Source organism: Streptomyces sp. NPDC001668 (assembly GCF_042893155.1).
Classification (GTDB): Bacteria; Actinomycetota; Actinomycetes; order Streptomycetales; family Streptomycetaceae; genus Streptomyces.
In genome coordinates this window covers 451,075-464,662 of record NZ_JBIAUQ010000007.1, presented here as the reverse complement: position 1 = coordinate 464,662, position 13,588 = coordinate 451,075, and the positions used below count along the sequence as shown (strand labels likewise).

12 protein-coding genes are annotated in these 13,588 nt (G+C 72.2%); 7 read left to right on the top strand and 5 right to left on the bottom strand.

Features of this window, described 5'->3' with window-relative positions; translation table 11 throughout:
- Nucleotides 1-2: 2 nt before the first annotated feature.
- Nucleotides 3-755: a M23 family metallopeptidase gene (locus ACFYZ8_RS23995; RefSeq protein ID WP_359037234.1), complete on the top strand. Its 753-nt coding sequence runs from the start codon at nt 3-5 to the stop codon at nt 753-755.
- A 188-nt stretch (nt 756-943) separates the two neighbouring features.
- On the top strand, nt 944-1,639 hold the full coding sequence (locus tag ACFYZ8_RS23990) for a GntR family transcriptional regulator (protein ID WP_359037232.1): 696 nt from the start codon (nt 944-946) through the stop codon (nt 1,637-1,639).
- 127 nt (nt 1,640-1,766) lie between these two features.
- Here the strand turns inward: ACFYZ8_RS23990 and ACFYZ8_RS23985 are convergent, their stop codons facing one another.
- Nucleotides 1,767-2,048: an HPr family phosphocarrier protein gene (locus tag ACFYZ8_RS23985; protein WP_007385204.1), complete on the bottom strand. Its 282-nt coding sequence runs from the start codon at nt 2,046-2,048 to the stop codon at nt 1,767-1,769.
- A 198-nt stretch (nt 2,049-2,246) separates the two neighbouring features.
- On the opposite strand from ACFYZ8_RS23985, the gene ACFYZ8_RS23980 reads away from it, so the two are divergent.
- The 4 genes from ACFYZ8_RS23980 to ACFYZ8_RS23965 are packed head-to-tail and all read left to right on the top strand — an operon-like array spanning nt 2,247 to nt 7,632.
- Nucleotides 2,247-5,084, top strand: coding sequence for a GNAT family N-acetyltransferase (locus ACFYZ8_RS23980; protein ID WP_388537318.1), 2,838 nt, complete (start codon nt 2,247-2,249; stop codon nt 5,082-5,084).
- 42 nt (nt 5,085-5,126) lie between these two features.
- On the top strand, nt 5,127-5,723 hold the full coding sequence (locus tag ACFYZ8_RS23975) for a DUF5998 family protein (protein ID WP_388537316.1): 597 nt from the start codon (nt 5,127-5,129) through the stop codon (nt 5,721-5,723).
- Entirely contained in the window at nt 5,723-6,922 is a 1,200-nt protein-coding gene (locus ACFYZ8_RS23970) for a nucleotide pyrophosphatase/phosphodiesterase family protein (RefSeq protein ID WP_359037227.1), read from the top strand. The genes ACFYZ8_RS23975 and ACFYZ8_RS23970 overlap by 1 nt, the downstream gene beginning before the upstream one ends.
- Before the next feature lie 50 nt (nt 6,923-6,972).
- The gene (locus ACFYZ8_RS23965) at nt 6,973-7,632 is read left to right on the top strand and encodes a thymidine kinase (protein WP_359037225.1); all 660 of its coding nucleotides are present in this window, start codon (nt 6,973-6,975) and stop codon (nt 7,630-7,632) included.
- A gap of 9 nt (nt 7,633-7,641) precedes the next feature.
- Here the strand turns inward: ACFYZ8_RS23965 and ACFYZ8_RS23960 are convergent, their stop codons facing one another.
- Complete coding sequence (locus tag ACFYZ8_RS23960; RefSeq protein ID WP_388537314.1) at nt 7,642-8,433, bottom strand: VOC family protein; 792 nt, start codon at nt 8,431-8,433, stop codon at nt 7,642-7,644.
- Nucleotides 8,434-8,721: 288 nt separating this feature from the next.
- Here ACFYZ8_RS23960 and ACFYZ8_RS23955 point away from each other — a divergent pair, with 288 nt between their 5' ends.
- A complete protein-coding gene (locus ACFYZ8_RS23955) occupies nt 8,722-9,588 on the top strand; it encodes a sulfurtransferase (protein WP_359037221.1) in 867 nt (288 codons plus the stop codon).
- Nucleotides 9,589-9,645: 57 nt separating this feature from the next.
- Here the strand turns inward: ACFYZ8_RS23955 and sepH are convergent, their stop codons facing one another.
- From sepH to ACFYZ8_RS23940, 3 genes are all read right to left on the bottom strand, one after another.
- Nucleotides 9,646-10,680, bottom strand: a complete 1,035-nt coding sequence (gene sepH / locus ACFYZ8_RS23950) for a septation protein SepH (protein WP_359037219.1) — start codon at nt 10,678-10,680, stop codon at nt 9,646-9,648.
- Between the two features lie 383 nt (nt 10,681-11,063).
- On the bottom strand, nt 11,064-12,383 hold the full coding sequence (locus ACFYZ8_RS23945; protein ID WP_359037216.1) for a D-arabinono-1,4-lactone oxidase: 1,320 nt from the start codon (nt 12,381-12,383) through the stop codon (nt 11,064-11,066).
- Nucleotides 12,343-13,581: an MFS transporter gene (locus ACFYZ8_RS23940; protein ID WP_388537311.1), complete on the bottom strand. Its 1,239-nt coding sequence runs from the start codon at nt 13,579-13,581 to the stop codon at nt 12,343-12,345. The genes ACFYZ8_RS23945 and ACFYZ8_RS23940 overlap by 41 nt, the downstream gene beginning before the upstream one ends.
- Between the last annotated feature and the right edge of the window lie 7 nt (nt 13,582-13,588).

Genomic DNA, 13,588 nt, shown 5'->3' with positions numbered 1-13,588 from the left:
ACATGGCGTTCACCTGCGCCACCGGGAAGCACCGTCGTCCCAGCCGCATCAAGCGCACCACCGCCCGCGCGGCGGGTGTCGCGGCCCTCGCCACCACCGGCGTCATCGGCACCATCGCCGCCCCGGCGCTCGCCGCCGACAACTCCGTCGAACAGACCGGTCTCATGCCCGTCGTCAGCGTCGGCGACTCCCTCGCCGACCAGCTCGACGCCCAGGCCGAGGCCCAGGCCGAGGCCGCCGCGCAGAAGAAGGCGGCCGCGGAGGCCAAGCGCAAGGCCGAGGCGCGCGCCAAGGAGATACGCGAGGCCAAGGAGCGCGCCGCCCGCGAGGCCGAGCGCAAGCGCCTCAACGCCTTCGTCGCCCCGATCTCCGGCTCCTACATCTCCACCGGCTACAAGAGCGGCGGCTCCCTGTGGTCCTCCGGCAGCCACACCGGTGTCGACTTCCACGCCGCCAGCGGCACCTCCGTGCACGCGGTCGGCCGCGGCACCGTCGTCGAGGCCGGCTGGGGCGGGTCGTACGGCAACAACATCGTGATCAGGATGGCCGACGGCACGTACACCCAGTACGGCCACCTGTCGTCCATCGGCGTCTCGGTCGGCCAGTCGGTCACCCCCGGCCAGCAGATCGGCCTCTCCGGCGCGACCGGCAACGTCACCGGCCCGCACCTGCACTTCGAGGCGCGCACCACCCCCGAGTACGGCTCGGACATCGACCCCGTCGCCTACTTGCGTTCGCACGGTGTGAACGTCTGACGACCCGTCGCACGATCTCCGCGAGACCCCGGCTCCCCGAGCCGGGGTTTCGTCGTTTCCGCGGCCCCGTTGTCCAAAAAATATCCCTGGATTCCAGTCCGCCGTCGGAAATTCGCGCTCATTGCAATAGAGTCACTGAACACACGTCAATCGGAGACGTTTCACGGGGATTAAGACGGAGGTCGGACATGCGTATTCCGGCGCACTCGGTATGCACGGCGATCCGGGACGACATCGTCGCCGGTGTCTACGAGCGCGGCAGCCGGCTCACCGAAGAACTGCTCGCCCGCCGTTACGGCGTCTCCCGCGTCCCCGTCCGGGAGGCCCTGCGGACGCTGGAGGCCGAGGGCTTCGTGGTGACGCGGCGGCACGCGGGCGCGTGCGTGGCCGAACCGACCGAGCAGGAGGGTGCCGACCTCCTGGAGATGCGCATGCTGCTCGAACCGCTCGGCGCCTCCCGGGCCGCCCAGCGGCGCACCGAGGCCCACCTGAAGGTGCTGCGCGGCCTGGTCCGGCTGGGCCAGGAGCGGGCCAGGCGGGGCAACAGCGACGATCTGCGCTCCCTGGGGGGCTGGTTCCACGAGACGCTCGCACAGGCCTCCGGCAGCCCCGCCATGACCTCGATGCTGACCCAGCTGCGGCACAAGATCGCCTGGATGTACGCCGTGGACGCGCCGGCCGACCCCGTGGAGACCTGGGCGGAGCACGGCGCGATCGTGGACGCGGTGGCGCGCGGCGACGGCGAGCGCGCGCGGGCGATCACGGCGCTGCACACCGAGCGCTCGGGTGCGGTGCACCGGCTGCGGTTCACCTCAGGGCCGGAGCGCACCGATCGTGTGAGGACCTCGCAACATCCTGTAAACGTGACGGGTGTGCGGCATTAACACGGGCGCCGTATACAAAGAGGAGTAATTCGCGGGGGATTATTTCTGCTGCCCGTGAAAGGGAAAAGCGAAGGGGCTCGACCGGTAATTCGGACGAGCCCCTCGGTGCTTTTCAGGGCACCCGTACTCAGACGGTTTCGGGAAGTTCCTCGAGGCCTTCGGCGACCAGCTTCGCGAGCCGGTCGAGGGCCGCGTCCGCGCCCTCGGCGTCGGAGGCGAGGACGATCTCCTCGCCGCCCTGGGCGCCCAGACCGAGGACGGCCAGCATGGAGGCCGCGTTGACGGGGTTGCCGTCGGCCTTGGCGATCGTCACCGGGATACCTGCGGCCGTGGCGGCCCGGACGAAGATGGAAGCGGGGCGGGCGTGGAGGCCCTCGGCCCAGCCGACGTTGACGCGGCGCTCAGCCATGTGATGCTGCCCTTCGGTGTTCAGGGTTGTCTAGACCAGTTTCCCACACGTGAAGCGTCTCCGGACAGGACCCGAAGTCCCTTCCGGGGTGAGTCGTCGGACCGCGGCCTCGGCCCGACTCCCGTCCCTGTGCCTTCTTGCGCGTTCTCCACAGACTGCCTCGCGCCGTTGTCGTACGCGAGCCGTACTCTGGGGCCCATGCAGAGCGCGTCGGACCGGCACGAGTACCCCGCCCACTGGGAGGCCGACGTGGTGCTGCGCGACGGCGGCACCGCGCGCATCAGGCCCATCACCGTCGACGACGCCGATCGCCTGGTCAGCTTCTACGAGCAGGTCTCGGACGAGTCGAAGTACTACCGCTTCTTCGCGCCCTACCCACGCCTGTCCGCCAAGGACGTCCACCGCTTCACGCACCACGACTTTGTGGACCGGGTGGGGCTCGCCGCCACCATCGGCGGCGAGTTCATCGCCACCGTACGCTACGACCGCATCGGCACCGACGGGATGCCCGCCTCCGCCCCCGCCGACGAGGCCGAGGTCGCCTTCCTCGTCCAGGACGCCCACCAGGGGCGCGGCGTCGCCTCCGCCCTCCTCGAACACATCGGGGCCGTCGCCCGCGAGCGCGGCATCCGGCGCTTCGCCGCCGAGGTGCTGCCCGCCAACGTCAAGATGATCAAGGTGTTCACCGACGCCGGGTACACCCAGAAGCGCAGCTTCGAGGACGGCGTCGTACGGCTGGAGTTCGACCTGGAGCCCACCGACCGCTCGCTCGCCGTGCAGTACGCGCGCGAGCAGCGCGCCGAGTCGCGGTCCGTGCAGCGGCTGCTGACGCCCGGTTCCGTCGCCGTCGTAGGGGTCGGCCGCAGTCCCGGAGGAGTCGGCCGCAGCGTGCTCGGCAACATCAGGGACTACGGCTTCACCGGCCGCCTGTACGCCGTCAACAAGGCGTTCCCCGAGGAGCAGAAGGAGCTCGACGGGATCCCCGCGCACCGCTCGGTGCGGGACATCGACGGCCCCGTCGACCTCGCGGTCGTCGCCGTGCCGGCCGAGCAGGTCCCCGAGGTCGTCGCCGAGTGCGGTGCCCACGGCGTGCAGGGACTCGTCGTGCTCTCCGCCGGGTACGCCGAGAGCGGCCCCGAGGGACGCGAGCGCCAGCGCGAACTCGTGCGGCACGCACGCGCGTACGGCATGCGGATCATCGGCCCGAACGCCTTCGGCGTCATCAACACCTCCCCGGACGTCCGCCTCAACGCCTCACTGGCCCCGGAGACGCCCCGTCCCGGCAGGATCGGCCTGTTCGCCCAGTCCGGTGCCATCGGCATCGCCCTGCTCTCCCGGCTGCACCGGCGCGGCGGCGGCGTCACCGGCGTGACCGGCGTCTCCACCTTCGTCTCCTCCGGCAACCGCGCGGACGTCTCCGGCAACGACGTCCTGCAGTACTGGTACGACGACCCGGACACCGACGTCGTCCTCATGTACCTGGAGTCCATCGGCAACCCCCGCAAGTTCACCCGACTCGCCCGGCGTACGGCGGCTGCGAAGCCCCTGGTCGTCGTGCAGGGCTCGGGCACCGCCCCGCAGGGCCACGCCGTCCGCGCCACCCGCCTGCCGCACGCGACCGTCTCCGCGCTGCTCCGGCAGGCCGGAGTGATCCGCGTGGACACCATCACCGAACTCGTCGACACCGGCCTGCTGCTGGCCCGCCAGCCGCTCCCCACCGGCCCCAGGGTGGCGATCCTCGGCAACTCCGAGTCGCTCGGCCTGCTCACCTACGACGCCTGCGTGGCCGAGGGACTCAAGCCGTCCACCCCGCTGGACCTGACCACGGCGGCCGCGCCGGAGGACTTCCACGCCGCCCTCGCGCGCGTGTTGGCCGACGACGCGTACGACGCGGTGATCGTGACGGCCATCCCGGCGGTCGGCGAGGGATCGGCCGGCGACGCCGCCCTCGCCGAGGCGCTCAGGTCCGCGGCCCAGCAGGTCCCCGGCAAACCCGTCCTCGTGGTCCACGTCGAGCTCGGCGGCCTCGCGGAGGCCCTGTCGGCGGCGACCAGCACCGCACCCCAGGCCGCCGCGGGCCCGCCGAAGATCCGTGCCGACCACCCGTTCCGCGCCCTGGACCGGCTGCGCGCCACGCCGGGCCCCAAGGAACCGGCCGTCCCCGAGAACAGCGACCGCCTCATCCCCGCCAACCCGGCCGCCGAGCGCGCCGTGCGGGCCCTGGCCGATGCCGTGGAGTACGCCCAGTGGCGCCGGGAGGCCGCCGAACCCGGCAAGGTGCCCGAGTACGAGAACATCGACGAGAAGGGCGCCGCCGCGCTGATCGACGGACTGCTCACGCGCGGGCAGGGCCTCACCCTCGGCACCGAGGAGACCTGCCGGCTGCTCGGCACGTACGGCATCCAGGTCCACCGGGCCCTGCCCGCCGGCACCGCCGACGCCGCCGTACAGGCCGCGGCCACCCTCGGCTACCCGGTCGCCCTCAAGGCCACCGCCCCGCACCTGCGCCACCGCGCCGACCTCGGCGGCGTACGCCTCGACCTCGCGGACGAGGAGCAGCTGCGGCGGGCGTACGCGGAGCTGACCGAGCTGTTCGGCACCCCCGACGAACTGCGGCCCGTCGTGCAGAGCATGGCTCCGCGCGGGGTGGACACGGTGATCCGGGCCGTCATCGACCCCGCCGCCGGCGCCGTGCTGTCCTTCGGGCTCGCCGGGGCCGCCTCCCAGCTGCTCGGCGACACCGCGCACCGGCTGATTCCGGTCACCGACCGGGAGGCGACGACCCTCGTCCGCTCGATCCGGACAGCGCCGCTCCTCTTCGGCTGGCGCGGTTCCACCCCGGTCGACACACCCGCCCTCGAAGAGCTGCTGCTTCGGGTGTCCCGGCTGGTCGACGACCATCCCGAGGTCGTCGCGGTCACCCTGGAGCCGGTCGTCGTCGCCCCGCGCGGCCTGAGCGTCCTCGGCGCCTCCGTACGGCTCGCGCCGCCGCCCGCCCGTGACGACCTCGGCCCCCGGACACTTCCCGCGTACTGAGCGGGGGCGAGCGGTGCCTCGCAGTCAGTGGTCCACCGTAGGATGGACGTCATGGCCAAGACCAGTACGACGACCCAGGGGCTGCGTGCGGCGATCGAGCGCAGCGGCTACTACCCGGCCCTCGTGGCCGAGGCGGTGGAGGCCGCGCTGGGCGGCGAGCCCATCCGGTCGTACCTGGTCCACCAGGAGACGACGTTCGACCAGAACGAGGTGCGACGGCACGTGACCGTGCTCGTCCTCACCGGCAACCGCTTCATCGTGAGCCACACCGACGAACAGGCCGCGGACAGCACGTCCCCGACGCCGTACGCCACCACCTCCACCGAGTCCGTGAAGCTCGGCCGGATCTCGTCGGTCGTGGTCAGCAGGGTCGTCGCCAACCCGGAGCAGTACCAGCCGGGCACCCTGCCCCGCGAGGTCGTGCTGACCATCGGCTGGGGCGCCGTCTCCCGCATCGACCTGGAGCCCGCCGCCTGCGGCGACCCCAACTGCGAGGCGGACCACGGCTACACCGGCAGCTCCACGGCGGACGACCTCAGCCTGCGGGTCAGCGAGGCGGGGGACGGCCCGGACACCGTGCGCCAGGCGCTCGCCTTCGCGCAGGCCATCTCCGAGGCGACCGCGGACGTCACCCGCTGATGGTGCAGCCCGCCTCCGCCTGGGACCACCCGGAACCCCTGGCCCTCGACACCGCGCCCGTCCCCGAGTACGGCACCGGCTCCCTCGCCGACCTGCTGCCCACCCTGGCCGCCGGCATGGCCGTACCGGGCACGACCGCCGCGATCCAGGAGCTCACGCCCGCCGACCGGAACTGCGTGTTCCTGATCGACGGCCTCGGCTGGGAGCAGCTGAAGGCGCACCCGGACGAGGCGCCCTTCATGACCTCCCTGCTGGCCAGCTCGCGCGGCGGCACCGGCCGCCCCCTGACCACCGGCTACCCGGCGACCACCGCGACCTCCCTCGCCTCGGTCGGCACCGGCCGTCCGCCGGGCGCCCACGGCCTGCCCGGCTACACCGTGCGCAACCCGGCCACCGGCGAGCTGATGAACCAGCTGCGCTGGCAGCCCTGGACCGCGCCGCGGGTCTGGCAGCCGTACCCCACCGTCTTCCAACTCGCCGACCAGGCCGGGGTGCACACGGCGCAGGTCTCCTCGCCCACCTTCCAGAACACCCCGCTGACCAAGGTCGCGCTCAGCGGCGGCACGTTCCACGGGCGGCTGTCCGGCGAGGACCGCATGGACCTCGCGGCCGAGCAACTCGCCGCCGGTGACCGCTCGTTGGTCTACACGTACTACGCCGAGGTCGACGGCGCGGGGCACCGCTTCGGGGTCGACTCCGACACCTGGCGCGGCCAGCTCATGTACGTCGACCGCCTGGTCCAGCGCCTCGCCGAGCAACTGCCGCCGGACAGCGCGCTGTACGTCACCGCCGACCACGGCATGATCGACATCCCCTTCGACGAGCAGCACCGCATCGACTTCGACGAGGACTGGGAACTGCGCGCCGGGGTCGCCCTGTTGGGCGGCGAGGGCCGGGCCCGCCATGTCTACGCGGTGCCCGGTGCCGCGGGCGACGTGCTGACCTGCTGGCGCGAGGTGCTCGGCGAGCAGTTCTGGGTCGCCTCGCGGGACGAGGCCATCGCGGCGGGCTGGTTCGGGCCGCCGGACCACGTCGACGAGCGGGTGTACGACCGGATCGGCGACGTGATCGCCGCCGCCCGGGACGACGTGCTGCTCATCGCCTCCGAGCGGGAACCGAAGGAGTCGGCGATGGTCGGCAACCACGGTTCGATGACCCCCGCCGAGCAGCTCGTCCCGCTGCTCGAAGTACGCTCCTGAAGCCGATCCGCCCGCAACCCCCACAGAAACCGAAAGGTGCTCGACTTCCCATGCCCGAGCTGGTGTTCTTCTCCGGAACCATGGACTGCGGGAAGTCCACGCTGGCTCTCCAGATCGAGCACAACCGTTCGGCGCGCGGCCTGACGGGCATGATCTTCACCCGGGACGACCGGGCCGGCGAGGGCAAGCTGTCCTCCCGGCTCGGCCTGGTCACGGACGCGGTCGAGGTCGAGGACGGCCAGGACCTGTACGCCTACCTCGTCGACCACCTCTCCCGCGGCGGCCGCGCGGACTACGTGATCGCGGACGAGGCGCAGTTCCTCGCGCCGGAGCAGATCGACCAGCTCGCCCGCGTGGTCGACGACCTGGAACTGGACGTGTACGCCTTCGGCATCACGACCGACTTCCGCTCCAAGCTGTTCCCCGGCTCCCAGCGCCTGGTGGAACTGGCCGACCGGGTCGAGGTCCTCCAGGTCGAGGCGCTGTGCTGGTGCGGCGCCCGGGCCACGCACAACGCCCGTACGGTCAACGGCGAGATGGTCGTCGAGGGCGCGCAAGTCGTCGTCGGCGACGTCAACCAGGCCGACGACATCGGCTACGAGGTCCTGTGCCGGCGGCACCACCGCCGCCGTATGACCGCGGGAACGGCCCGTGCGGCCGCGCTCTCCCCGGACGTCCTGCCGGTCGAGCAGACCGGGGCGCACGTCTGACGGAGGGCCTCAGCGCGGGTTCTCGATCAGGGAGAAGCGCGCCCCCTCGGGATCCGCCACCGCGGCCACACGGCCGTGCGGGCTGTCATGGGGCGGCCGCAGCACATGACCCCCGAGGTCCACGACGAGGCGGGCCGCCGCGCTCGCGTCGGCCACCTCGAAGTACGTCATCCAGTGCGGCCCCCGGTCGCGGGGGAGGGCATGGCCGACGCCGTGGAGACCGGCCACCGGGCGGCCGCCGACGTGGAGGGTGACGTAGTCGAAGTCGGCGGAGACCACCGGCTCCCCTTCGCACCCGAACACCGTCTCGTAGAACTTGGTGACGCTCACCGTTTCGAAGGTGAGCAGTTCGTGCCAGGCGGGAGTGCCGGGTACGCCCGCGACGGACGTGCCGAGGTGCGCGGCCGCCTGCCACACGCCGAAGACGGCGCCGGACGGGTCCGAGCCGATCACCAGCCGCCCGGCGTCCCCGGCCTCCAGCGGGCCCACTCCCACCGTGCCTCCGCACAGCCGCACCGTCTCGGCCGTCAGGTCGATGTCGTCCGAGGCGAGGTACGGCGTCCAGGCGACCGGAAGATGGCGGTCGGGCGGCAGCTGGCCGATCCCGGCGACCTCCTGGCCGTCCAGCAGGGCCCGGACGTAGGGTCCGAGCTGCTGCGGGCCCGGCATGAACTCCCAGCCGAACAGCGAGCCGTAGAACTCCTGGGTCGCGGCCATCCCGTGCACCATCAGACTCACCCAGCAGGGTGTACCGGGCGTGTGCCGAGCGGGCGGGGCGGCCGACCCCCTTGCCTCGGTCATGGTCACTCTCTCCTCGGCCCCTCGCGGTGGCCGTGTCGTGTCCGGTGTCCGGACCTCCGTGCCGATGCTCGCACCACCCGCGGTGCCGCGCGCCCCGGGCGCGCCGCCGCACGGCCTCCCGTGCCAGGAGGGTGCCTGCCACGCGGCTGCCCGGCCGTTGCCAGGCGATGGCCCACGGATGTCGATCGGCGGTACAGCATGTGCCCGTTCCCGTACACCTCGTGATTGGGCCGGTCCGGCGGAGCACAGTAGCCGGACCTGGACGACGCGGCCACCCCGTGCGCGAGGATGGTGGCCATGAACGCCATCATCTCCGCATCCGAACTCGCGAGCGCCCTGGAGGGCCCGAACCCGCCCGTCCTGCTCGACGTCCGCTGGCAGTTGAGCGTGGCCAAGGCGGCGGGCGAGGCGCCCTTCGACGGCCGGGCCGAGTACGCGGCCGGGCACATCCCGGGCGCCGTCTACGTGGACCTGGACCGGGAGTTGGCCGGTCCGGCCGGCACCGGCGGCCGGCATCCACTGCCCGACCTCGCGGAGTTCGGCGCCGCGATGCGCCGGGCCGGTGTCTCCTCGGCGCGGCCGGTGGTCGTGTACGACGGTGGACAGGGCTGGGCGGCCGCCCGCGCGTGGTGGCTGCTGCGCTGGACGGGTCACCCGAACGTGCTAGTCCTCGACGGCGGGTTGCCGTCCTGGCAGGGGCCGCTCCAGTCCTCGGTGCCGGGCCCCGCCCTCGCCGAGGGCGACTTCGAGCCGGTGCCCGCGGCGACCGGTCTGCTCGACGCCGACGCGGCCGCCGCGCTGGCCCGCGCGGGGGTGCTGCTGGACGCACGCGCGGGGGAGCGGTACCGCGGTGAGGTGGAGCCGATCGACCGGGTCGGCGGGCACATCCCGGGCGCCCGCTCCGCGCCCACCACGGACAACGTCGGTCCGGACGGCCGCTTCCTGCCCGCGGAGGAGCTCAGCGCCCGCTTCAAGGCCCTCGGCGCCGGCGACGACACCGAGGTCGGCGTCTACTGCGGCTCCGGCGTCTCCGGCGCCCACGAGGTCCTGGCCCTGGCGGTCGCGGGCATCCCGGCCGCGCTGTACGTCGGTTCCTGGTCGGAGTGGTCCTCGGACCCGGAGCGCCCGGTGGCCGTGGGCCCCGATCCCCAGTAGGCACACAGCGCAAGGGCCCGCCTCTGCCCGAGGCGGGCCCTCACAGCCGTGGAACGGCTACTCCTGCTTCTTCCGCCGCGTCCCGAACACGATCTCGTCCCAGCTCGGGACCGCCGCTCTGCGGCCCGGGCGGACGCCGTCGGCCTCGGCCTGGCGGTCGGTCGCGCCGATCAGGCGGTCGCGGTGGCTGGCCACCGAACGCGGCATGAGGACATCCGCGTAGGCGGAACCGGCCGAGGCCGCCGGGGCCGGCGGCTCCTCCACCTCGGGCTCCTCCTCGAGGGCGGGCGGTTCCTCGATGCTCGCCGTCTCGGACGGCCGCTCGGGAACGACCATGTCGCCCCGGAAGCTCGGAACGGCCTCCAAGAGGCTGGTCAGCGAGTCGCGTTCACCGACGGCCTCCTCGGCGGGCTCGGCCGGGGGCAGGCTCGGCCGGTCGAGGGCGCGGTCCAGCGGACGGTCGCGCGGCAGCCGTGCGATGCGCGGCACGAACGGGAAGCTGGGCTCCGGCGCGCCGAGGTCCTCGGACTCGCCGATCAGCGAGCGGGCCTCCTCGTCGACGGCCTGGACGAGCCGCCGGGGCGGGTCGTAGGTCCAGCTCGCCGAGTGCGGCTCGCCCGCCACGCAGTAGACCAGCAGGACCTCCCAGGTGCCGTCGTCACGGCGCCAGGAGTCCCACTGGACGGTGTCCTTCTCGGCGCCGCGCAGCAACAGCCGCTCCTGCACGGCCTCGCCGAGCTGCGGTCCGGCGTTCTCGCCGGGCCGGCGGACCGGGGTCTTGCGGGCTCGTTCGGCCATGAAGGCGCGCTCGGCGAGCACGGGGCCCTCGAAGCGCCGAACACGGTCTACGGGGATACCTGCGAGCTGGGCTACCTCTTCCGCGGTGGCACCCGCGCGTATACGCGCCTGGATGTCGCGGGGACGGAGATGGCTTTCGACCTCGATCTCGATCTGACCGAGGCGGGGACGGTCGCCGCGCACCGCCGCGCGCAGCCGCTCGTCGATCGGAAGCGTGTACTCCGTTGAGTCGGCAGCCTTCAGCACCAGCCGTGTGCCGTCATTGGAGACGGCCACGACACGCAGTTCGGGCATGGGGACCTCCCGGGTGGTGCCTGCCGACGTCACGTGCGTCGCTGCTTCCGCTAGTCGAGTGTGGCCTGCCCGGGTGCAGCCTGCCACAACCTTGCCGAGTTGCCCGGCGTGTCGGGCACGGGCCCTGGATCGCCGTTATGGCACGGTTACCTATTCGCAACGCTAAGTGACCAACTCCGTCACCCTGTGCAACTGGCCCCCTCCCGGCCGCCCTTGAAGGCCACGGACGCCCTGGCGGGAGACCGGACCCAGGGCTCGCAACAGTACTCCATTTGGGCCACGAGCGTGGATTGGCGCGCTACTCAACTTCGTTCAAGAAGCGATCCCGGGCCGTCCGTTGAGCGGTTTTCGCGATCTTGAAAGTGGCGTACTTCACGAAATCGCTACGCCCCCAACACCCGCCGCAGGTAGTCGTTCTGGAACCGCCGGTCGGGATCGAGCCGGTCCCGGAGCGCGGTGAACTCCCCGAAGCGCGGGTAGACGCCGTCGAAGTACTCGGCGTCACGCGTGTGCACCTTGCCCCAGTGCGGGCGCCCCTCGTGCGCCGTGAAGATCCGCTCCGCGGCCGTGAAGTACGCCTGGTACGGCGTCCCCTTGACCATGTGGACGGCGATGTACGCGCTGTCGCGCCCCGAGGCGGTGGACAGTGTGATGTCGTCGGCGGGCGCGGTGCGCACCTCCACGGGGAAGCTGACCCGCAGCCCGGAACGCTCGAGAGCCGTCCTCAGTTCGCGCAGCGTCTCGACGACGGCCTCGCGCGGGACGGCGTACTCCATCTCCACGAACCGCACCCGGCGCGGCGATGTGAAGACCTTGTACGGGATGTCGGTGTACGTCCGCGCGGACAGTGCCTTGCTGGAGATCCGCGCGATCGAGGGGATCGTGCCCGGAGCCGCCCGGCCGACCCACTGGGCCACCTGGAAGACGCCGTTGGAGAGGAACTCGTCCTCGAACCAGCCCTGGAGCTGCGGCACCGGCTTCTCCGGGCCCGCGCTGCGGTTGTTGCGCTTGGTGTTGGTGGAGCCGGTGTGCGGGAACCAGTAGAACTCGAAGTGCTCGTTCTCGGCCCAGAGTTCGTCGAAGGAGCTGGTGACCTGGTCGAAGCTCATGGGCTCCTCGCGGGCCGTGAGCAGGAAGATCGGCTCGACGGCGAAGGTGATCGCGGTGACGATGCCGAGCGCGCCCAGGCCGATCCGGGCGGCCGCGAAGACCTCGGGGTTCTCCTTCTCGGAGCAGCTGAGCACCGAGCCGTCGGCCGTGACGAGTTCGAGTCCTCTGATCTGCGCGGCGATCGAGCCGGACTCGCGGCCGGTGCCGTGTGTGCCGGTGCTGGTGGCCCCGGAGACCGTCTGCTCCATGATGTCGCCCATGTTGGTGAGCGACAGCCCCTCGCGCGCGAGAGCCATGTTGAGCCTCTTGAGCGGGGTGCCGGCCTCCACCGTGACGGTCATGGCATCCCGGTCAATGTTGCGGATACCGGTCAACAGTTGAGGACGGATCAACACACCGTCGGTCGCGGCGATCGACGTGAAGGAGTGCCCGGTGCCGACGGCCTTGACCCTGAGACCGTCCTCGGCGGCCTTGCGCACGGCAGCCGCCAGCTCGTCGACCGAGGCGGGCGTGACCTCCCGCGCGGGACGCGCGGACACATTGCCGCCCCAGTTACGCCACGTGCCGTTCCTCGCGCTCGCTGCCGTGCTCAACGCTGCCTCCCCGACGTGGATCCGGCCTCTTGAGCCGGCGGTACCCCAGGAAACCGACCGCGACCGCGACGGCCCCGGACACCGCCGGAACCCCATACCCGGCGCGCGCACCGGCCGCGTCGATCACCCAGCCGGCCACGGAGGAGCCGAGCGCGACCCCGACCGCGAGCCCGGTACTGATCCAGGTCATGCCCTCGGTCAGTTGCGCGCGTGGTACGTGCTGCTCGATCAGGGACATCGTCGTGATCATCGTGGGAGCGATGGACAGGCCCGCTACGAACAGCGCCACGGCCAGAAACGGCAAGTTTCCGACCAGTAGGAGGGGGATCATACTCACGGCCATGGCACATATGCCCAGCAGCCAGCGAGGTTCGGGCCGTCCCCCGAAGTGCAGGAGCCCGAACACGAGGCCCGCGACGCAGGAACCCGCCGCGTAGAGGGCGAGCACCAGGCTCGCGGCGCCCTTGTGACCCTGTTCGTCGGCGAAGGCCACGGTGACCACGTCCACCGCCCCGAAGATCGCCCCGGTCGCCACGAAGGTGGCCACCAGGACCTGGAGGCCCGGCGCGCGCAGTGCCGTACGGTCGCCGTCCTGCCCGCGCGGGTGCGGGGCCGGCTCGGTGGCCCGCTGAGCGGTCAGCCAGAACACGCCGACCGCCAGGAAGCAGGCGGCCAGCAGCGGACCCGCCTCCGGGAACCAGACCGTGGACAGCCCGATGGAGATGATCGGCCCGAAGATGAAGCAGACCTCGTCGACCACCGACTCGAAGGAGTACGCGGTGTGCAGCTGCGGGGTGCCGCGGTACAGGGCCGCCCACCGCGCCCGGATCATCGCGCCGAGGCTCGGCACCGAGCCGATGCCGACGGCGCACACGAACAGCACCCAGTCCGGCCAGCCGAAGTGCGCGGCGAGCAGCATCCCGGCGGACGCCACCAGCGCGACGAGGGTCGCCGGGCGCAGCACCCGCCGCTGGCCGTGCAGGTCCACCAGCCGGGAGACCTGCGGGCCGATCGCCGCGGCCGCCAGCGCGATGGTGGCCGACAGTGAGCCCGCGAGGCCGTACCTGCCGGTGAGCTGGGAGATCATCGTGACCACGCCGATGCCCATCATCGACAGCGGCATCCGGCCGACGAAGCCCGCGGCGGCGAAACCCTTGGAGCCGGGGGCGGCGAACAGGGCGCGGTAGGGGCTGGGCACAGGGGTC

Excerpts from the sequence above, each read along its gene's own strand:
- ACFYZ8_RS23975 (WP_388537316.1), top strand. The coding sequence starts at position 5,127 with ATGGACGTCATGGCCAAGACCAGTACGACGACCCAGGGGCTGCGTGCG.
- ACFYZ8_RS23990 (WP_359037232.1), top strand. The coding sequence starts at position 944 with ATGCGTATTCCGGCGCACTCGGTATGCACGGCGATCCGGGACGACATC.
- ACFYZ8_RS23960 (WP_388537314.1), bottom strand. The coding sequence starts at position 8,433 with ATGACCGAGGCAAGGGGGTCGGCCGCCCCGCCCGCTCGGCACACGCCC.
- ACFYZ8_RS23995 (WP_359037234.1), top strand. The coding sequence starts at position 3 with ATGGCGTTCACCTGCGCCACCGGGAAGCACCGTCGTCCCAGCCGCATC.
- ACFYZ8_RS23985 (WP_007385204.1), bottom strand. The coding sequence starts at position 2,048 with ATGGCTGAGCGCCGCGTCAACGTCGGCTGGGCCGAGGGCCTCCACGCC.
- ACFYZ8_RS23955 (WP_359037221.1), top strand. The coding sequence starts at position 8,722 with ATGGTGGCCATGAACGCCATCATCTCCGCATCCGAACTCGCGAGCGCC.
- sepH (WP_359037219.1), bottom strand. The coding sequence starts at position 10,680 with ATGCCCGAACTGCGTGTCGTGGCCGTCTCCAATGACGGCACACGGCTG.
- ACFYZ8_RS23970 (WP_359037227.1), top strand. The coding sequence starts at position 5,723 with ATGGTGCAGCCCGCCTCCGCCTGGGACCACCCGGAACCCCTGGCCCTC.
- ACFYZ8_RS23980 (WP_388537318.1), top strand. The coding sequence starts at position 2,247 with ATGCAGAGCGCGTCGGACCGGCACGAGTACCCCGCCCACTGGGAGGCC.
- ACFYZ8_RS23965 (WP_359037225.1), top strand. The coding sequence starts at position 6,973 with ATGCCCGAGCTGGTGTTCTTCTCCGGAACCATGGACTGCGGGAAGTCC.